The sequence below is a fragment of the Pseudomonas sp. SIMBA_041 genome (genome assembly GCF_046535095.1).
GTDB classification, from domain to species: domain Bacteria; phylum Pseudomonadota; class Gammaproteobacteria; order Pseudomonadales; family Pseudomonadaceae; genus Aquipseudomonas; species Aquipseudomonas mucoides.
On the sequence record NZ_JAWRXJ010000007.1, the window covers coordinates 146,763 to 164,631 of the forward strand.

The following is a 17,869-nucleotide window of genomic DNA, read 5'->3' on the forward strand; positions in this document are numbered from 1 at the left end:
GTTTCATCAAGTAGCCGAGCCCCATGTCCGAGCCACGCAAGATCCTCGTCACCAGCGCCCTGCCCTATGCCAATGGTTCGATCCATCTTGGCCACATGCTGGAATACATCCAGACCGATATGTGGGTGCGTTTCCAGAAGCACCGCGGCAACCAATGCATTTATGTCTGCGCCGACGACGCCCACGGTTCGGCGATCATGCTGCGCGCGGAAAAGGAAGGCATCACCCCGGAACAACTGATCGCCAACGTCCAGGCTGAACACAGCGCCGACTTTGCCGAGTTCCTGGTGGACTTCGACAACTTCCACTCCACTCACGCCGAAGAAAACCGTGAGCTGTCGAGCCAGATCTACCTGAAGCTGCGCGACGCCGGGCACATTGCCCAGCGCTCCATCACGCAATACTTCGACCCGGAAAAGAAAATGTTCCTGGCCGACCGCTTCATCAAGGGCACTTGCCCGAAGTGCGGCACCGAAGACCAGTACGGCGACAACTGCGAAAAATGCGGTGCGACCTACGCGCCCACCGACCTGAAGGACCCGAAGTCGGCGATCTCTGGCGCCACGCCGGTGCTCAAGGATTCCCAGCACTTCTTCTTCAAGCTGCCGGACTTCCAGGAAATGCTGCAAGCCTGGACCCGCAGCGGCACCCTGCAAGACGCCGTGGCCAACAAGATCGCCGAATGGCTGGACGCCGGCCTGCAACAGTGGGACATCTCCCGCGATGCGCCGTATTTCGGCTTCGAGATTCCAGACGAGCCGGGCAAATATTTCTACGTGTGGCTGGATGCGCCGATCGGCTACATGGCCAGCTTCAAGAACCTGTGCGACCGTACGCCGGAACTGGACTTCGACGCGTTCTGGGGCAAGGACTCCACCGCCGAGCTGTACCATTTCATCGGCAAGGACATCGTTAACTTCCACGCCCTGTTCTGGCCAGCGATGCTTGAAGGCGCGGGTTTCCGCAAACCGACCGGCATCAACGTGCACGGCTACCTGACCGTCAACGGTCAGAAAATGTCCAAGTCCCGTGGCACCTTCATCAAGGCCCGGACGTACCTGGATCACTTGTCGCCGGAATACCTGCGCTACTACTACGCGGCCAAGCTGAGCCGTGGCGTCGACGACCTCGACCTGAACCTCGAAGACTTCGTGCAGAAGGTCAACTCGGACCTGGTCGGCAAAGTCGTCAACATCGCCAGCCGTTGCGCCGGCTTCATCCATAAAGGCAACGCCGGTGTACTGGTGGCCGGTAATGCCGCACCTGAGCTGACCGACGCGTTCCTGGCTGCTGCGCCCAGCATCGCCGAGGCTTACGAGGCTCGCGACTTCGCCCGCGCCATGCGTGAAATCATGGGCCTGGCCGACCGTGCCAACGCCTGGATCGCCGACAAGGCCCCGTGGTCGCTGAACAAACAGGAAGGCAAGCAGGACGAAGTCCAGGCCATCTGCGCCTTGGGCGTCAACCTGTTCCGCCAGTTGGTGATTTTCCTCAAGCCGGTCCTGCCGTTGCTGGCCGCCGACGCCGAGGCGTTCCTGAACGTCGCACCGCTGACCTGGAACGACCACGCCACCCTGCTCAGCAACCACCAGCTGAACGAGTTCAAGCCGTTGATGACCCGTATCGACCCGGTGAAAGTGCAGGCCATGAGCGACGCGTCGAAAGAAGACCTGACCGCCAGCGCAACCGATACCGGCGAAGCTGCACCGGCCGGCAACGGCGAACTGGCCAAGGATCCGCTGTCGCCAGAGATCGAGTTCGACGCGTTCGCTGCGATCGACCTGCGCGTCGCACTGATCGTCAAGGCTGAACACGTGGAAGGCGCCGACAAGTTGCTGCGCCTGACCCTGGACATCGGTGACGAGCAACGCAACGTGTTCTCCGGGATCAAGAGTGCTTACCCGGACCCGTCCAAGCTCGATGGTCGCCTGACCATGATGATCGCCAACCTCAAGCCACGAAAAATGAAGTTCGGCATCTCCGAAGGCATGGTGATGGCGGCCGGTCCTGGCGGTGAAGAAATCTACCTGCTCAGCCCTGACAGCGGCGCCAAGCCGGGTCAGCGCATCAAGTAAGGTCGTGCTGTAAACCGATCCCACAGTCGTGCCTGACGCGACTGTGGGATTTTCATATCTGGCCCACCCTCCGTCCTTGCCGGATAATGCCTAAGCTTTTTAGACCACTCGTTAAAAAGCCCCCGTTCTTGCCGGCACGATCATGACCGAGATACTTCTTACGCTTATCAGCGCTGCCCTGATCAACAATGTCGTGTTGCACTGGCCGCTGGGCGCCGATCCGCTACTGGGCAACGCGCATCGGCAAGTTCATGCACTGGGCATTGCGACCACCTGTTTGATGCTGCTGGTTGGCACGCTGGGCTATAGCGCTGACCGTTGGATGCTGGTGCCGCTGGAGCTGACCTCGCTGCGTCTTTTCGTGTTCCTGTCCTTAAGCGTGTTGCTGATCTCACCATTGTTGAAAGCGCTGTCGCGGCTGTTGCCCAGATTGGTGTTCGACGGGCTCTGGCCGCTTCTTTTGGGCAATGCTGGCGTGCTCGGGTTGACGTTACTCAACGCTCAGGACGACAAGGGATTCTTTCACGCCGCCTTCCTGTGCCTCGGCGCCGGGCTGGGGTTTTGGCTGGTGCTGAGCCTGTTCAGCGATTTGCGCCAGCGCACACTCGATAACGATATCCCCCTGCCCTTTCGTGGCCTGCCGATCGAGCTGATCGGCGCCGGACTGATCGCAGTGGCATTTCTCGGATTTAGCGGACTGATCAAAACATGAGTCTGATTCAACGCATCGACGCCCTCCTGCCGCAGACTCAATGCGGCAAGTGTGGCCACCCCGGATGCAAGCCCTACGCCGAAGGCATCGCCAGCGGCGAGCCGATCAACAAGTGCCCGCCCGGCGGCAGTGAGACCATTGCGGCATTGGCCGACCTGTTGAAAGTACCGGTGCTGGAACTGGACACCAGTCGCGGTTCAGCCCCGGCGCAGATTGCCTATATTCGCGAAGCCGAATGCATCGGTTGCACCAAATGCATCCAGGCCTGCCCGGTCGACGCCATTGTTGGCGCGGCCAAGTTGATGCACACGGTAATCATCGACGAATGCACCGGTTGCGACCTCTGCGTGGCGCCCTGCCCGGTGGACTGCATCGAGATGCGCCCGTTGCCGCTGGCCACGGTACTGCCGATTGTCGGAGGCCTGGCCTTCAGCCTTGAAGAGCAACGCGCTCGCGCCACCAAACGCAACCATGCAAGGCGCCGCTTTGAACAACGCAACGCCCGCTTGCAGCGCGAGGAACAACAGAAAATCGCAGAACGTCAGGCCCGCGCCCAACGCGCTGTTGCATACAGTGAAGTGACGACGGCTGACCCGGTGCAAGCGGCGCTTGAACGCGTGCGCGCACAAAAAGCGGCGAACGCTGATGCGGCGTTGAAAAAGGCCAAGATCGATGTGGCGATGAGTCGGGCGCAGCTGAACAAGTCGCTCAAGGCCTTCGGGCATCCACCGACCTTCGAGCAGCAATCGCAACTGATCGTGCTGCAACAACAGTTCGAGGCCGCCGAACAGGCTTTGGCGCAACTGGAAAGCACTTCAGCAGCCCCCCCGACGCCAGTGGTCCCGGCGAAGGATGCCGAGTTGAAGCGGGCGAAGATTCAGTTGGCCATGCGTCGCGCCGAACTCAAGAAAGCCCAGACCAACGAAGCACCGGCCGAACAGCTCGAAGCCCTGCAACAAGCGCTCAATGAGGCGGAACAGGCGTTGCACGTCGCGGAAGCGGCGAGTGAACAACCGCTGCCGGACCTGACACGCATCGAAAAGCGCCCCATCGACAGCCAGCTTCGACAGCTGAAAACCGAATTGGCCTACGCCCGTGCCGACGTCAGCAAACTCGAACGAGGTGCGGACACCCCGAACGAATTGATCGCCAAGGCCCGCGCGCGGCTGCTGGAAGCCCAGCGCCAGGTGGATGCCTATGTCGCCCCTTGAATCGGTGGACGAACGCCTCCAGCAGGCCATGAAGCTGGTGTTGCTGGCCACCGTGCCGGGGATGCTGACGTTGTTTTGGCTGTATGGCTGGGGCGTCTTGATCAACCTGATACTGGCGGCCGCCACCGCGCTGGCGGTTGAAGGTGCCGTGTTGCGACTTCGCCGGCGTCCGCTCAAACCCACGTTGAGCGACGGTAGCGCGCTGGTCAGTGCGACGTTGCTGGCGCTGGCATTGCCGCCGTACTGTCCGTGGTGGTTGACGGTCTGTGCAGCGGCGTTCGCGATACTCGGCAAACAGTTGTATGGCGGGGTGGGCAAGAATCCGTTCAACCCGGCGATGCTCGGTTTCGCTCTGGTGCTGGTGACGTTTCCCCAACAGATGACGCACTGGCCATCCTCCCACGGCATGGACTTGCTCGGCGGCCTGCAACAGATATTCGGCTTCAACCTCAGCGCGACACCAGACGCCTGGGCCCAGGCCACCGCACTGGACAGCCTGCGCATCAACAAAAGCCTGACCATGGACGAACTCTTTGCCGGCAACCCGGCATTCGGTCATTTCGGCGGACGCGGCGTGGAATGGGTCAACCTGGCTTTTCTCGCCGGCGGCCTCTTTCTCCTGCAACGTCGAGTGTTCAGCTGGCATGCACCGGTCGGCATGCTCGCCAGCCTGTTTGTCATCAGCCTGCTGTGCTGGAACGGTTCGGGCTCCGATTCCCATGGCTCACCGCTGTTTCATCTGCTCACCGGAGCCACCATGCTGGGGGCTTTTTTCATTGTCACTGAACCGGTGTCCGGGGCAAAAAACGCAGGTGCCCGATTGCTCTTTGGTCTCGGTGTCGGCTTGCTGACTTACCTGATACGGACCTGGGGCGGTTATCCGGACGGATTGGCATTTGCCGTGCTGCTGATGAACCTTTGTGTACCGGCGCTGGAGCGTTTTATCGCGTCCAGGCAGGAGCCAGTGACCCCATGAACCGAGCGTCCAGTGTGGTGATTCTGGTGTTACTGGCCGGATTGGGAATCGGCGCGACTTACTTCGCGCACCACAGCAGCGCCCCGCGCATTGCGGCAGAACAACGGCTGATCGACAGTCGCAACCTGCTGGACCTGCTACCGCCGGAAAACTACGACAATCAACCACTGGAACAGCCGCTCGACCTCGCCAACATCCCGTTGGCCAACAGCACGCTGCTGGGCGGCAACCTGGCGACCAAGGCCGGCCAGCCGAGCGCGGTATTGCTGCGCAGCCAGACTCTGGGCTATGAAGGCAAAATCGAGTTGATGATTGCCATCGATGCCAACGGTAAGTTGTTGGGGGTCAAAACCCTCAAGCAATCGGAAACGCCGGGGCTGGGGGGCAAGATCGCCGACTGGCCGAACGCATGGCTTCAGGTGTTTACCGGTAAGTCCCGCAACGACCCCGGCGACACGGGCTGGGCCTTGAAAAAGGATCAGGGACAATTCGATCAGGTGGCAGGGGCGACCATCACTTCAAGGGCGGTGATCAGCGCCATTCATGACGCCTTGCGCTACTTCGATGAACACCGCGATCAATTGATCGGGAGTGGCGCCCATGACTAAGTCATCGACCCTGCAAAACTCGCTGTTGCTGGCGCCCCTGATCGGCGCCACGACCTCCTGGACGGCGGCGCTGGGACTGTGGCTGATGTTCATCGTGGTCATCAGTGCTTACGGCATTGGCATGTGGGCCTTGCGATCGCGACTGGTGCCGTCCGCCCGCTTGCTTGCCAGTATCCTGCTGGCCGCCACGCTCACCAGCTGCGCGCAAATGGCCGCACAAGTGTTGTCACTTCAATCGCACCAGCCTGTGGCCCTTTACGCAGGACTGATCGCCCTGCAGTGCGTTGTGCTGGAATACAACGGTTTCTTCCAGAGCCCGCGCCTTGATCGCTTGCGCCTATGCGCCGTGTTTGGCGCATTGATGCTGGGCCTGGGCCTGCTGCGAGAGCTCCTTGGCAACGGTGGTCTGCACCTCGCCACGCTAGTCCCCGGCGGGTTCATCCTGCTGGGAGTGTTGATCGCCGCACGTCAGGCCTGGGCTCGCTCGACGCCCTCACATTGATTGACTGATTTTTAGGGAAACGCATCGCCCATGAATGCCGCAAAACGTTTGGAAATTTTCCGCCGGTTTCACGAAGACAACCCGGAACCCAAGACTGAACTGGCCTATTCGTCGCCCTTCGAATTGCTGATTGCCGTCATTCTTTCTGCTCAGTCGACCGATGTCGGCGTCAACAAGGCCACCGCCAAACTCTATCCCGTGGCCAACACCCCGGCGGCGATCTACGCGCTCGGCGTCGAAGGGCTGTCGGAATACATCAAGACGATCGGCCTGTTTAACAGCAAAGCGAAAAACGTGATCGAAACCTGTCGCTTGCTGGTGGAACGCCACGGCGGTGAAGTCCCGCAAACCCGCGAGGAACTGGAAGCGCTCCCGGGCGTCGGCCGCAAGACGGCGAACGTGGTGCTCAATACCGCCTTTCGCCAACTGACCATGGCCGTGGACACCCATATCTTCCGGGTCAGCAACCGCACCGGAATTGCTCCCGGCAAGAATGTCGTCGAGGTTGAGCAGAAACTGATGAAATTTGTACCCAAGCAATACCTGCTCGACTCGCATCACTGGCTGATCCTTCACGGGCGTTACGTTTGCCTGGCCCGCAAGCCCCGCTGCGGCAGCTGCCGGATCGAGGACTTATGCGAATACAAGCAAAAGACCTCGGACGATTGAGGCGCTATTAAAATTATTGATGCATCGATTGAAAAAATCTTTTTTACCCGCCGGGCGATTATCGATATAAGGGGCGCCAAAGGCAGTCTTAGCCTGGAGTTGACCTATGAGCACTGGCAAAGAGCAATTGGACGTAGAAGACGACTTCACACCCGTTGAGGCCGAAGACGCTGAACCGGTGGTAGAAGTGGCAAAGACCAACCTGAGCAAACGTCGCACCATCGACAACCTGCTGGAGGAGCGCCGACTGCAAAAGCAATTGGCCGACTACGATTTTGACCTGTAACCCCTAAAAGCCTCCCGAAACGGAGGCTTTTTACTAAGCGCCAATCGCTGATGAGCACGGCGTCATCAGACGTGGGTGGCACTTATACCAGGCCATTGCGTTGAGCCAGTTCGATCAGGTCGACCAGGGAGCGAGCATTAAGCTTCAACAACAGGCGGGTTTTGTAGGTACTGACGGTTTTATTGCTGAGAAACATTCCATCGGCAATCTCCTTATTGGTCTTTCCTCTGGCCAACTGTTGTAAAACCATCATTTCACGTCCGGACAAACGATCCACCATATCGGCTTCACTGGCATTGCCAAGACTTGACCGCACGGTATGCAACGCTTGATTCGGAAAGTAACTGTAGCCTGACAGCACGGCTTTTATTGCACTGAGCAACTCAGTCAGGTCCTGTTGTTTACATACATAGCCAGCAGCCCCCGACTGCATGCAACGCATGGAAAAATGCCCCGGCGCCTGTGAAGTCAATATCAGCACTTTAAGTGGCATCGCCGTCGATGTCAGTCGCGCAATGACCTCCAGCCCATCCAGCTTGGGTATTCCAATATCCAGAATGACAATGTCCGGCATTAGTTCACGGGCCAGTTGTAATGCGTCCACGCCGTTATCTGTTTCTGCAATGACTTCGTAGCCATGGCGCTCCATTAGCATACGCACCGCAAGACGAATGACGGGGTGATCATCCACGATCAGCACTTTATTCATGGGCAAGTCCAATTTCGCTGTTCGAATTTTTAGAGCCCGCACAATAGCCTAGTCGCTTCATCCATGGCATGCCGCCGCCCTCAGCCACCCACAACCAGAGACATTTCTTACAAATTTAAAAGATTGGTCCTACAAATTTCTTAAAACAAATTGCATCCTGCACGGTATCAAATTTCGCGCACCCAGCCTTCCGGTCATTTTTCCGTACCGAATTACGGCAATAAAAAACATTAATCCATCACGCGCGCGCCTCCGACAAAAAAACCAGTACTCAGCTACACTCGAAAACTGGCAAGACGCTCCCCTCGATAGAAAACCTTACACAAAAAATATCATCTTCCGGCACAACAAATTACTTATTTCAGGACACACTTAAAAATCAGACAACCCACAATGTTTTCCAGCAAAACATGCCACACAAAAAAAAACAACACTCAAACACTTACGCCAGCTCACCAAAACTTTAAAACATACAACTCGAAATCGGAGAATCCCACAACTATATTGCCAACAGCTTTCGCACAACAGATTCCAACAACCCAACAAACAAACCTTTAAACCATAGAGCAAAAGTTAATACCACAATGAGCAAAGACCATTATGAAACCCAAAAGAAAAATGACGACCCCCATGACTATCATTGCAATATTCGCGACACTGTCTGAAGCATCCGCGGCTCTTTCATTGCCCTTTCTCGGCGATGAAGAACGAGCGCTGTACATCTGGTTTCTGATCAGCTTTCCGTTTTATTTGCTTTTCCTGTTCTTCGTGACCCTTAACTTCAATTATCGGTCGCTTTACGCGCCTTCTGATTTTGAAAAGGGAGAGCACTTTTTAGCTGTCATGAAAAGCGCTGATCGCAAGGACAACACTGCCTCCATGCCTAATCTTGCGGCCCGGCATTACGTCTGCCTGCCTGAACGGCTGAAGGATCTGCACATCGTCGATGCGCGCGTAACGGGTCAGCCGTTAGCGTTCAGCTCGCTGCTGGAGAGCATTCAGCCCCCACAGAAAAACCTCGCGCAAGTGATCGTATTTCTCACGTGCGGCGACTCGGAGACATCGCTGAAAGAAAGCGTGCTCAAGCATTCGAAACTGACAAGGAAGCGCAGCGGTTCTATCTTCTGCGTTGCTTATAATTCGAGCTCTCAAGCGCTGACAATCATTGGGCAAACGTTTTATCCGGCAGAGACCGGCAGGTAGCTCTTGAAGAGCAAAAGGAGAGAAAAGCAGCAGAAAGGTGTAACAGGCATCAAGAACAAGCTGAATGCTCGAAGAATGCCAGGTAGAACATCCCCATTACGAGGTGTGGCCTTGTCACCGACAAGGCCACACTTCTATTACCAACGGCAAAGGTCTCAGAACAGCTTGCGGCCTTTGTTCGCGGCAATGCGCATACGCAGGGCGTTGAGCTTGATGAAGCCCGCTGCGTCGGCCTGGTTGTAAGCACCACCGTCTTCTTCGAAGGTCGCGATATTGGCGTCGAACAACGATTCGTCAGACTTGCGACCGGTCACGATCACGTTGCCCTTGTACAGCTTCAGGCGAACAACGCCGTTCACGTGGGCCTGGGACGCATCGATCATCTGTTGCAACATCAGACGCTCAGGGCTCCACCAGTAACCGGTGTAGATCAGGCTGGCGTATTTCGGCATCAGCTCGTCTTTGAGGTGAGCCACTTCGCGGTCCAGGGTGATCGATTCGATCGCACGGTGAGCGCGCAGCATGATGGTGCCACCAGGCGTTTCGTAGCAACCACGGGACTTCATGCCCACGTAACGGTTCTCGACGATGTCGAGACGGCCGATACCGTGTTCACCACCGATACGGTTCAGGGTCGCCAGCACGGTGGCCGGGGTCATTTCGACGCCGTCCAGTGCGACGATGTCGCCGTTACGGTAGGTCAGTTCCAGGTATTGCGGTTTGTCTGGAGCGTTCTCCGGGGAGACGGTCCATTTCCACATGTCTTCTTCGTGCTCGGTCCAGGTGTCTTCCAGCACGCCGCCTTCATAGGAGATGTGCAGCAGGTTGGCATCCATCGAGTACGGGGATTTTTTCTTGCCGTGACGCTCGATCGGGATGTTGTGCTTTTCAGCGTAATCCATCAGCTTTTCACGGGACAGCAGGTCCCATTCGCGCCACGGAGCGATCACTTTCACACCTGGCTTCAAGGCGTACGCGCCCAGTTCGAAACGAACCTGGTCATTGCCCTTGCCGGTGGCACCGTGGGAAATGGCGTCAGCACCGGTTTCGTTGGCGATTTCGATCAGGCGTTTGGCGATCAACGGACGAGCGATGGAAGTACCCAGCAGGTACTCGCCTTCGTAAACGGTGTTGGCGCGGAACATCGGGAAAACGAAATCACGCACGAATTCTTCGCGCAAGTCGTCGATGTAGATCTCTTTGACGCCCATGGCCTGTGCCTTGGCGCGCGCAGGTTCGACCTCTTCGCCCTGACCCAGGTCAGCGGTGAAGGTCACCACTTCACAGTTATAAGTATCCTGCAGCCACTTGAGGATCACCGAAGTGTCCAGGCCGCCGGAATACGCCAGAACGACCTTGTTTACGTCCGCCATGCCATCACTCCACGGGGTTCTACGGAAAGCCGTGAAGTCTACCGGTCATACGAAATAATTTACAGTGTCGCGACAGCTTATGACGACGAAGCGACAGATTCTGTCGATCGGGCGACGATTTCAGCAGGCTCAGGAGGTCGTCGCAGCGCTTCCCGGTGTCGCCCCTTGAGGCGCGACTTTCTCCGTCGGCGCGACGCGTTCCAGACGCACGGCAACCCGGCGGTTCTTCGCGCGGTTGGCGGCGTTGGTGTTGGGCGCTAAAGGGTAACGCTCGCCGTGGAAGCGCATGGTGATCTGCGATTCCTGAATGCCGTTGGCCTTGAAGTAATCCATCACCGCCAATGCACGCCGGCGTGACAGTTCACGGTTGGCCAGACGATTGCCGCTGTTGTCGGAGTGCCCGTCGAGCTCGATGTGATTGACCGATGGATCAGCCTTCATGAACTCCAGCATCACTTGCAACTGCGCCTTGGCATGCGCATCGAGATCGATGCCTTCAGCACCCGTGAAGGTGATTTCGGACTGTTTGACCTGTTCGAAATTCTTCGGCAGCAGTTTCGCCACGCAGCTTTGGTAATCATTGAACGCCTTGCTGAACTTGACCGGCAACAGCCGTACCTCCGAGACCCTGCCATCACCTGAGGCATGCCGGATCACTGGACTGCGGCCATCGATCAAGCCACTGATCAAGCGCCCGGCCTGAGCTTGCGAGCTGTTGAACAGCACATTACCGCTGCCCAGGCGTACCAAACCCAGATTGATGTCGCCACGCCCTGGTTGCCACGGCGCGGCGGCCGCCAGCAAGGTTGCCGAACCGCCCCCAATCATCGCGTTGTAGGTGTTCAGACGAAATATCGCCTGCTCACCGGCACGGCGTACGAATTCACCCGACCCGAAATCGGTGATCGGCTGAGTCAGGCGGCATTCGAACTTGTCACCTTCGACCGTCCACTCGATGCTCTCCAGACGCGTCTGGAAAGTGAGCGCCATCGCAGGAAGGCTGGCAAACACGCTGAGCAAGGCTAAATAACGCTGGCGCACGGGAGGCTCCACTGGCTTCTACAACAAAAAGACCGACACACGCATGTTTCCGGCATACCTGATTCATATCGGTAGGTTCCTGTAAAACTTGATAGCGAGTGCCTGCAAGAGTCTTTTCCGGTAGCATTCCCCTGAGTTTGACCCGCCTGGAATCCCCTCATGTCCGACCGCCTGACCCTGCTGCGTCCCGACGACTGGCACATTCATCTTCGCGATGGTGCCGTGTTGACCAATACCGTTGCGGATGTTGCGCGCACCTTTGGTCGCGCCATCATCATGCCCAACCTGGTACCTCCGGTGCGTAACGCCGCTGAAGCCGACGGCTATCGCCAGCGAATCCTTGCTGCACGCCCGGCCGGCAGTCGCTTCGAACCGTTGATGGTGCTTTACCTGACCGACCGCACCCAGCCCGAAGAAATTCGCGAGGCCAAGGCCAGCGGTTTCGTGTACGCCGCCAAGCTGTACCCGGCCGGCGCGACCACCAACTCGGATTCTGGCGTCACCAGCATCGACAAGATCTTCCCTGCGCTCGAGGCCATGGCCGAAGTCGGGATGCCGTTGCTGATTCACGGTGAAGTCACCCGTGGCGATGTCGACGTGTTCGACCGCGAAAAAATCTTCATCGATGAGCACATGCGCCGTGTGGTCGAGCGTTTCCCGACGCTTAAAGTGGTGTTCGAACACATCACCACCGCCGATGCCGTGCAGTTCGTCAACGAGGCTTCGGCCAACGTCGGCGCAACCATCACCGCGCATCACCTGCTGTACAACCGCAACCACATGCTGGTGGGCGGGATTCGGCCGCACTTCTATTGCCTGCCGATTCTCAAGCGCAATACACACCAGGAAGCCCTGCTCGACGCCGCCACCAGCGGCAGCGAAAAGTTCTTCCTGGGCACCGACTCGGCCCCCCATGCCCAGCACGCCAAAGAAGCCGCGTGTGGCTGCGCCGGTTGCTACACCGCGTATGCGGCCATCGAGATGTACGCCGAAGCGTTCGAACAGCGCAACGCGCTGGACAAGCTCGAAGCCTTCGCCAGCCTCAACGGCCCGCGTTTCTATGGCCTGCCAGCGAACACCGACCGCATCACCCTGGTCCGCGATGAGTGGACCGCCCCAACCAGCCTGCCATTTGGCGAGTTGACCGTTATCCCGCTGCGCGCCGGTGAAAAACTGCGCTGGCGCCTGCTGGAGGAACACGCGTGAGTGAAGACCATTTCGACGACGAACAGGACGGTCAAGGCGGTGGAGGCGGTCCTCGTCATCCAATGGCAGCCAGATTCCGTGGCTACCTGCCGGTCGTCGTCGACGTAGAAACCGGTGGTTTCAACTCGGCCACCGACGCCCTGCTGGAAATTGCTGCAACCACCATCGCCATGGACGAAAAAGGGTTTGTGTACCCCGATCACACCTACTTCTTCCGTGTAGAGCCTTTTGAAGGCGCAAACATCGAAGCAGCGGCGCTGGAATTCACCGGAATCAAACTCGATCACCCGCTGCGCATGGCCGTGAGTGAAGAAGCGGCGCTGACCGATATTTTCCGCGGCATCCGCAAGGCCCTGAAAGCCAACGGCTGCAAACGGGCGATTCTGGTCGGCCACAACAGCAGCTTCGATTTGGGCTTCCTCAACGCAGCCGTCGCACGCCTGGACATGAAACGTAACCCGTTTCATCCGTTCTCCAGCTTCGACACCGCGACCCTTGCCGGCCTGGCCTACGGTCAGACCGTGCTGGCCAAGGCCTGCCAGGCAGCGGATATCGACTTCGACGGTCGCGAGGCCCACTCGGCTCGTTATGACACCGAGAAGACGGCAGAGCTGTTCTGCGGCATCGTCAATCGCTGGAAACAAATGGGCGGCTGGGAAGATTTCAACGACTGATCTGTCGCTGATGAATCCCGCGCATAAAAAAACCGGCCACTGAGGCCGGTTTTTTTTATGCCTGACGCTTGGGCTTACAGCGCCGCAGCGTGCTCGGTCAGGTAAGCAGCAACGCCTTCTGGCGAAGCGTTCATGCCCTTGTCGCCTTTTTTCCAGTTGGCAGGGCAAACTTCGCCGTGCTCTTCGTGGAATTGCAGAGCGTCGACCAGACGGATCAGCTCTTCCATGTTACGGCCCAGCGGCAAGTCGTTGATGATCTGCGAACGGACAACGCCTTTGTCGTCGATCAGGAACGCGCCACGGAAAGCCACGCCGTCAGCGGACTGAACGTCGTAGGCCTTCATGATTTCCTGCTTGATGTCGGCAGCCATGGTGTAGCGAACCTGGCCGATACCGCCATTGTTCACCGGGGTGTTGCGCCAGGCGTTGTGGGTGAAGTGCGAGTCGATCGACACGGCAACCACTTCAACGTTGCGGGACTTGAAGTCAGCCATGCGGTTGTCCAGAGCGATCAGCTCGGACGGGCAAACGAAGGTGAAGTCCAGTGGGTAGAAGAACACCAGGCCGTATTTGCCTTTGATGGCCGACGACAGGGTGAAGCTGTCTACGATTTCGCCAGTGCCGAGGACGGCTGGAACGGTGAAGTCCGGGGCTTGTTTGCCTACGAGTACGCTCATTGGATATCTCCTGGTCTATTAACGTGAAGAACTGGATTCGCATCAGCCTGCCACCCTCAGGCGACAGCCCTGTGACACGATCCCCTTCGAAGGACCGACCATCATACACGGCGTTTTTAGGCTGTCCTCAACGGTTTTTTTCAGGAGGAGCAAAATTGCCGTAATGACCGTTACTGGCAGATTGCCTGATTGAAAACCGTTCGTCGGTCACGCCCGCTTATATCGCAAAGCTTTCAGAAACCACTTTGACAATCATTCTCGTTAACATTAAGATCCATCGCAATTGAGTCACAACCAGCGACGGTTTTTTCTTATGTATGTCTGCCTCTGCACTGGCGTCACCGACGGTCAAATCCGCGATGCAATCTATGAAGGTTGCTGCAGCTATAAGGAAGTCCGTCAGGCCACCGGCGTAGCCAGCCAATGCGGCAAATGCGCCTGCCTTGCAAAGGAAGTGGTTCGCGAAACCCTGACCAAATTGCAATCGGCCCAGGCAGCCATTCCTTTCCCGGTAGAATTTACTGCCGCGTAAAGCCCCTGTTTCAAAGAACCGGACTTGATGTCCGGTTTTTTTATGTCTGAAAATCAATCGCTTACGCTCCAGACGCGGAACACAAACATTCTTATTCAGATTAATTTTCATATAAGTTTCAATAACTTAGGTTTGACACCCTTACATACGCAGCTCAAACTCAGTCTTATTGACAGCTACTCAGGGCAGGACCCCATCATGAAAGGCGACGTTACAGTCATCCAGCATCTCAACAAGATCCTTGCCAATGAGCTGGTCGCGATCAATCAATACTTCTTGCATGCGCGCATGTATGAAGATTGGGGCCTGAACAAGCTGGGCAAGCACGAGTACCACGAATCCATCGATGAGATGAAGCACGCGGACAAGCTGATCAAGCGCATCCTGTTCCTTGAAGGCCTGCCGAACGTCCAGGACCTGGGCAAGTTGCACATCGGCGAGCACACCAAGGAAATGCTTGAGTGCGACCTGCGTATCGAGCGCACCGGCCATGCCGATCTGAAAGTCGCCATCGCTCATTGCGAAACGGTCGGTGACTTCGGTAGCCGTGAACTGCTCGAAGACATTCTCGAATCCGAAGAAGAACATATCGACTGGCTGGAAACCCAACTGGGCCTGATCGATAAAGTCGGTCTTGAGAACTACCTGCAATCGCAGATGGGCGAAGACGAGTAAGTGAGCGCCCGCTAAACTCGAGACATTAAAAAGCCCCGCACTCTTTTAAAGAGGCGGGGCTTTTTTATTGCCTACAAATACCGAATCAAGCTTCGGTCTTGTTGGCAGCGGCCGCTTCAACAGCGGCTTTGATCGTGGTCTGCAACGAACCGTCAGCAGCCATTTCAGTCATGATGTCGCTACCGCCGACCAGCTCACCACCGACCCACAGTTGCGGGAAGGTTGGCCAGTTGGCGTATTTTGGCAGGTTGGCGCGGATTTCCGGGTTCTGCAGGATGTCCACGTACGCAAACTTTTCGCCACATGCCATCACGGCCTGCGCGGCTTTCGCGGAGAAGCCACACTGCGGGGCATTCGGCGAACCTTTCATGTAAAGCAGAATGGTGTTGTTAGCAATCTGCTCTTTAATCGTTTCGATGATATCCATGGAGCACCTCGGCTGAACTTTCCGACTCAGAGGTCGGCACGGTGGCGCATTGTAACGGAAACCCGAGCGCCATGCTCGGTCTCCCCGACAGACACGATCACGCCGCCGCCACGGTGACCGGCACGCCGTTCAACGCCGCATTCCCCGACAACTCGTCGAGCAGACATTCATCGGTCAGGTCATTGGCGCTGGATCCCGGCTGGCCACTGGCAATCGTCATCTGCACACCCGGCCGGGCATGCCCCCAGCCGTGCGGCAGGCTGACCACGCCTTTCATCATGTCCAGGCTGGCGACCACTTCCACTTCAATCATGCCCACCCTCGAACTCACCCGCACGCGCTGCCCGTCGCTGAGTCCGCGACTGGACAGGTCGTCGGGGTGCATCAGCAATTGATGACGTGGTTTGCCCTTCACCAGGCGGTGATAGTTGTGCATCCACGAGTTGTTGCTGCGCACATGACGGCGGCCAATCATCAGCAACTGATCAGCGGCCGGTGCTTGTAGTGCGGCGAAACGTGCGAGGTCGGCAAGGATCGCCGGCGGCGCTGCCTGCACTCGCTGATTGGCGGTTTTCAAACGTGGCGCGAGGTTGGATTTCAACGCGCCCAGGTCGACCCCATGCGGATGGTCGAACAAGGTGGCCAGCGACAGTTTGTGTTCCGACGCATCGCCATACAGCCCCATCCGCAAGCCAAGGTCGATCATTTGCGCGGGCGCAATCGTCGGTTTCAGTTCTTTGCCAGTCTTCGCCGCAAACGCCTTGGCCAGGCCGACAAAGATCTCCCAGTCATGCAACGCACCTTCCGGCTTGGCCAGAATCGCCCGGTTGAAACGCGTCACGTTGCGTACCGCGAACATGTTGAACGTCGTGTCGTAGTGATCGTTTTCCAGCGCCGAGGTCGAGGGCAGAATCAGGTCGGCATAGCGCGTGGTTTCATTGATGTACAGGTCGACGCTGACCATGAATTCCAGACCATCCAGCGCTTGTTCCAGTTGCCGGCCATTGGGTGTCGACAGCACCGGATTGCCGGCGACGGTGATCAGGGCGCGAACCTGCCCTTCCCCTTCGGTGAGCATTTCTTCGGCCAGCGCCGATACCGGCAACTCGCCGGCGTATTCCGGACGTGCGGACACACGGCTTTGCCACCGATTGAAATGCCCGCCCGAAGTCGACGCCACCAGGTCCACCGCCGGCTCAGTGCACAACGCACCGCCGACGCTATCAAGGTTGCCGGTGACCAGATTGATCAATTGCACCAGCCAATGGCACAGCGTACCGAATGCTTGGGTCGAGACGCCCATGCGGCCGTAACACACCGCGGTCGGCGCCGCCGCAAAATCCCGCGCCAGTTGGCGGATCTGTTCGGCCGGTACGGCGCACAACGGGCTCATGGCTTCGGCGGTGAACGTGGCGATGGCTTGGCGCACGTCATCCAGACCGTCGACCGGCAAATGACTCTCACGCGTCAGGTTTTCAGCGAACAAGGTATTGAGCAGCCCGAACAACAACGCCGCATCGCCACCGGGACGCACGAACAGGTGCTGATCGGCCATCGCGGCGGTTTCGCTGCGACGCGGATCGACCACCACCACTTTGCCGCCCCGGGCCTGAATCGCCTTCAAGCGCTTTTCCACATCCGGCACGGTCATGATGCTGCCGTTGGACGCCAGCGGGTTACCGCCCAGGATCAGCATGAAATCGGTGTGATCGATGTCCGGAATCGGCAACAACAATCCATGGCCGTACATCAAATGACTGGTCAGGTGATGCGGCAACTGATCGACGGACGTCGCGGAAAAACGGTTACGGGTTTTCAGCAGCCCCAGGAAATAATTGCTGTGGGTCATCAACCCGTAGTTGTGCACGCTGGGGTTGCCTTGGTACACCGCCACCGCGTTCTGCCCGTGACGCTCCTGAATCGCTGCGAGGCGTTCGGCTACCAGGCTGAAGGCGTCTTCCCACGCGATAGGTTGCCATTCGCTGCCCACTCGCAGCATCGGCTGACGCAGACGATCCGGATCGTTCTGAATATCTTGCAGGGCCACCGCCTTGGGGCAGATGTGCCCACGGCTGAACGTATCCAGCGGATCGCCCTTGATCGAGGTGATCTGCACCGCGCCGTCGGCTTCAGTGGTTTCGAGGGTCAGGCCGCAAATGGCTTCACACAAGTGGCAGGCACGGTGATGGAGAGTCTTGGTCATGGCCAGTCTCTGTCTTGTTCTGAGCGGGCAATAGCGGCCGCGGGATCAAAACTATGGCGCCAGACACGCTCCTGCGCCAGCGACGTTCGTCTTGTGAATCGGCGCCCATC

19 protein-coding genes are annotated in these 17,869 nt (G+C 57.8%); 13 read left to right on the plus strand and 6 right to left on the minus strand.

What is annotated here, in order from left to right:
• Window positions 1-23: 23 nt before the first annotated feature.
• The 8 genes from metG (at window position 24) to SB725_RS18645 (ending at window position 7,039) form a co-directional block, all read left to right on the plus strand.
• The gene (gene metG / locus SB725_RS18610) at window positions 24-2,075 is read left to right on the plus strand and encodes a methionine--tRNA ligase (RefSeq protein ID WP_410922461.1); all 2,052 of its coding nucleotides are present in this window, start codon (window positions 24-26) and stop codon (window positions 2,073-2,075) included.
• 142 nt (window positions 2,076-2,217) lie between these two features.
• Entirely contained in the window at window positions 2,218-2,787 is a 570-nt protein-coding gene (locus SB725_RS18615; protein WP_410922462.1) for an electron transport complex protein RnfA, read from the plus strand.
• Window positions 2,784-3,998 (plus strand): electron transport complex subunit RsxB, encoded by a 1,215-nt coding sequence (gene rsxB / locus SB725_RS18620; protein WP_410922463.1) that lies wholly within the window; start codon window positions 2,784-2,786, stop codon window positions 3,996-3,998. The genes SB725_RS18615 and rsxB overlap by 4 nt, the downstream gene beginning before the upstream one ends.
• A complete protein-coding gene (locus SB725_RS18625; RefSeq protein ID WP_059182239.1) occupies window positions 3,985-4,974 on the plus strand; it encodes an RnfABCDGE type electron transport complex subunit D in 990 nt (329 codons plus the stop codon). The genes rsxB and SB725_RS18625 overlap by 14 nt, the downstream gene beginning before the upstream one ends.
• Window positions 4,971-5,582, plus strand: coding sequence for an RnfABCDGE type electron transport complex subunit G (locus SB725_RS18630; RefSeq protein ID WP_027922852.1), 612 nt, complete (start codon window positions 4,971-4,973; stop codon window positions 5,580-5,582). Before SB725_RS18625 ends, SB725_RS18630 begins: the two co-directional genes overlap by 4 nt.
• The gene (locus tag SB725_RS18635) at window positions 5,575-6,084 is read left to right on the plus strand and encodes an Rnf-Nqr domain containing protein (RefSeq protein WP_027922851.1); all 510 of its coding nucleotides are present in this window, start codon (window positions 5,575-5,577) and stop codon (window positions 6,082-6,084) included. The genes SB725_RS18630 and SB725_RS18635 overlap by 8 nt, the downstream gene beginning before the upstream one ends.
• 30 nt (window positions 6,085-6,114) lie before the next feature.
• Window positions 6,115-6,753 carry an endonuclease III gene (gene nth, locus SB725_RS18640; protein ID WP_027922850.1) on the plus strand — a complete coding sequence of 213 codons (639 nt, stop codon included), beginning with the start codon at window positions 6,115-6,117 and terminating at the stop codon, window positions 6,751-6,753.
• Window positions 6,754-6,859: 106 nt separating this feature from the next.
• Window positions 6,860-7,039, plus strand: coding sequence for a PA3496 family putative envelope integrity protein (locus SB725_RS18645; protein WP_059182237.1), 180 nt, complete (start codon window positions 6,860-6,862; stop codon window positions 7,037-7,039).
• Window positions 7,040-7,121: 82 nt separating this feature from the next.
• Here SB725_RS18645 and SB725_RS18650 read toward each other — a convergent pair whose 3' ends face one another.
• Window positions 7,122-7,748 carry a response regulator transcription factor gene (locus SB725_RS18650; protein ID WP_007943575.1) on the minus strand — a complete coding sequence of 209 codons (627 nt, stop codon included), beginning with the start codon at window positions 7,746-7,748 and terminating at the stop codon, window positions 7,122-7,124.
• A gap of 597 nt (window positions 7,749-8,345) precedes the next feature.
• Here SB725_RS18650 and SB725_RS18655 point away from each other — a divergent pair.
• Window positions 8,346-8,951, plus strand: coding sequence for a hypothetical protein (locus SB725_RS18655; protein WP_027922849.1), 606 nt, complete (start codon window positions 8,346-8,348; stop codon window positions 8,949-8,951).
• Window positions 8,952-9,106: 155 nt separating this feature from the next.
• On the opposite strand, the gene SB725_RS18660 is transcribed toward SB725_RS18655, so the two are convergent.
• Both SB725_RS18660 and SB725_RS18665 read right to left on the minus strand, forming a co-directional pair.
• Window positions 9,107-10,324 carry an argininosuccinate synthase gene (locus SB725_RS18660; RefSeq protein ID WP_027922848.1) on the minus strand — a complete coding sequence of 406 codons (1,218 nt, stop codon included), beginning with the start codon at window positions 10,322-10,324 and terminating at the stop codon, window positions 9,107-9,109.
• A 129-nt stretch (window positions 10,325-10,453) separates the two neighbouring features.
• Window positions 10,454-11,365, minus strand: coding sequence for a flagellar protein MotY (locus tag SB725_RS18665; RefSeq protein WP_027922847.1), 912 nt, complete (start codon window positions 11,363-11,365; stop codon window positions 10,454-10,456).
• Window positions 11,366-11,524: 159 nt separating this feature from the next.
• Here SB725_RS18665 and pyrC point away from each other — a divergent pair, with 159 nt between their 5' ends.
• Together pyrC and rnt are read left to right on the plus strand one after the other, a co-directional pair.
• Window positions 11,525-12,571: a dihydroorotase gene (gene pyrC, locus SB725_RS18670; protein WP_027922846.1), complete on the plus strand. Its 1,047-nt coding sequence runs from the start codon at window positions 11,525-11,527 to the stop codon at window positions 12,569-12,571.
• Window positions 12,568-13,245, plus strand: a complete 678-nt coding sequence (gene rnt / locus SB725_RS18675; RefSeq protein WP_027922845.1) for a ribonuclease T — start codon at window positions 12,568-12,570, stop codon at window positions 13,243-13,245. Before pyrC ends, rnt begins: the two co-directional genes overlap by 4 nt.
• A gap of 74 nt (window positions 13,246-13,319) precedes the next feature.
• On the opposite strand, the gene SB725_RS18680 is transcribed toward rnt, so the two are convergent.
• On the minus strand, window positions 13,320-13,922 hold the full coding sequence (locus SB725_RS18680) for a peroxiredoxin (protein ID WP_194940574.1): 603 nt from the start codon (window positions 13,920-13,922) through the stop codon (window positions 13,320-13,322).
• A gap of 313 nt (window positions 13,923-14,235) precedes the next feature.
• Here SB725_RS18680 and SB725_RS18685 point away from each other — a divergent pair, with 313 nt between their 5' ends.
• Window positions 14,236-14,454: a bacterioferritin-associated ferredoxin gene (locus SB725_RS18685; protein WP_007943567.1), complete on the plus strand. Its 219-nt coding sequence runs from the start codon at window positions 14,236-14,238 to the stop codon at window positions 14,452-14,454.
• Between the two features lie 198 nt (window positions 14,455-14,652).
• The gene (gene bfr / locus SB725_RS18690) at window positions 14,653-15,129 is read left to right on the plus strand and encodes a bacterioferritin (protein WP_027922842.1); all 477 of its coding nucleotides are present in this window, start codon (window positions 14,653-14,655) and stop codon (window positions 15,127-15,129) included.
• Window positions 15,130-15,214: 85 nt separating this feature from the next.
• Here bfr and grxD read toward each other — a convergent pair whose 3' ends face one another.
• Both grxD and SB725_RS18700 read right to left on the minus strand, forming a co-directional pair.
• Window positions 15,215-15,556 carry a Grx4 family monothiol glutaredoxin gene (grxD, locus tag SB725_RS18695; protein ID WP_007943565.1) on the minus strand — a complete coding sequence of 114 codons (342 nt, stop codon included), beginning with the start codon at window positions 15,554-15,556 and terminating at the stop codon, window positions 15,215-15,217.
• Between the two features lie 97 nt (window positions 15,557-15,653).
• Window positions 15,654-17,759, minus strand: a complete 2,106-nt coding sequence (locus tag SB725_RS18700) for a molybdopterin oxidoreductase family protein (RefSeq protein ID WP_027922841.1) — start codon at window positions 17,757-17,759, stop codon at window positions 15,654-15,656.
• Window positions 17,760-17,869 lie beyond the last annotated feature (110 nt).

What these genes read in the sequence shown, in the direction of transcription:
- rsxB (WP_410922463.1), top strand. Translation starts at nt 2,784, where the DNA reads ATGAGTCTGATTCAACGCATCGACGCCCTCCTGCCGCAGACTCAATGC.
- grxD (WP_007943565.1), bottom strand. Translation starts at nt 15,556, where the DNA reads ATGGATATCATCGAAACGATTAAAGAGCAGATTGCTAACAACACCATT.
- SB725_RS18685 (WP_007943567.1), top strand. Translation starts at nt 14,236, where the DNA reads ATGTATGTCTGCCTCTGCACTGGCGTCACCGACGGTCAAATCCGCGAT.
- pyrC (WP_027922846.1), top strand. Translation starts at nt 11,525, where the DNA reads ATGTCCGACCGCCTGACCCTGCTGCGTCCCGACGACTGGCACATTCAT.
- SB725_RS18660 (WP_027922848.1), bottom strand. Translation starts at nt 10,324, where the DNA reads ATGGCGGACGTAAACAAGGTCGTTCTGGCGTATTCCGGCGGCCTGGAC.
- SB725_RS18625 (WP_059182239.1), top strand. Translation starts at nt 3,985, where the DNA reads ATGTCGCCCCTTGAATCGGTGGACGAACGCCTCCAGCAGGCCATGAAG.
- SB725_RS18680 (WP_194940574.1), bottom strand. Translation starts at nt 13,922, where the DNA reads ATGAGCGTACTCGTAGGCAAACAAGCCCCGGACTTCACCGTTCCAGCC.
- SB725_RS18650 (WP_007943575.1), bottom strand. Translation starts at nt 7,748, where the DNA reads ATGAATAAAGTGCTGATCGTGGATGATCACCCCGTCATTCGTCTTGCG.
- nth (WP_027922850.1), top strand. Translation starts at nt 6,115, where the DNA reads ATGAATGCCGCAAAACGTTTGGAAATTTTCCGCCGGTTTCACGAAGAC.
- metG (WP_410922461.1), top strand. Translation starts at nt 24, where the DNA reads ATGTCCGAGCCACGCAAGATCCTCGTCACCAGCGCCCTGCCCTATGCC.
- SB725_RS18630 (WP_027922852.1), top strand. Translation starts at nt 4,971, where the DNA reads ATGAACCGAGCGTCCAGTGTGGTGATTCTGGTGTTACTGGCCGGATTG.
- SB725_RS18635 (WP_027922851.1), top strand. Translation starts at nt 5,575, where the DNA reads ATGACTAAGTCATCGACCCTGCAAAACTCGCTGTTGCTGGCGCCCCTG.
- SB725_RS18700 (WP_027922841.1), bottom strand. Translation starts at nt 17,759, where the DNA reads ATGACCAAGACTCTCCATCACCGTGCCTGCCACTTGTGTGAAGCCATT.
- bfr (WP_027922842.1), top strand. Translation starts at nt 14,653, where the DNA reads ATGAAAGGCGACGTTACAGTCATCCAGCATCTCAACAAGATCCTTGCC.
- SB725_RS18645 (WP_059182237.1), top strand. Translation starts at nt 6,860, where the DNA reads ATGAGCACTGGCAAAGAGCAATTGGACGTAGAAGACGACTTCACACCC.
- SB725_RS18615 (WP_410922462.1), top strand. Translation starts at nt 2,218, where the DNA reads ATGACCGAGATACTTCTTACGCTTATCAGCGCTGCCCTGATCAACAAT.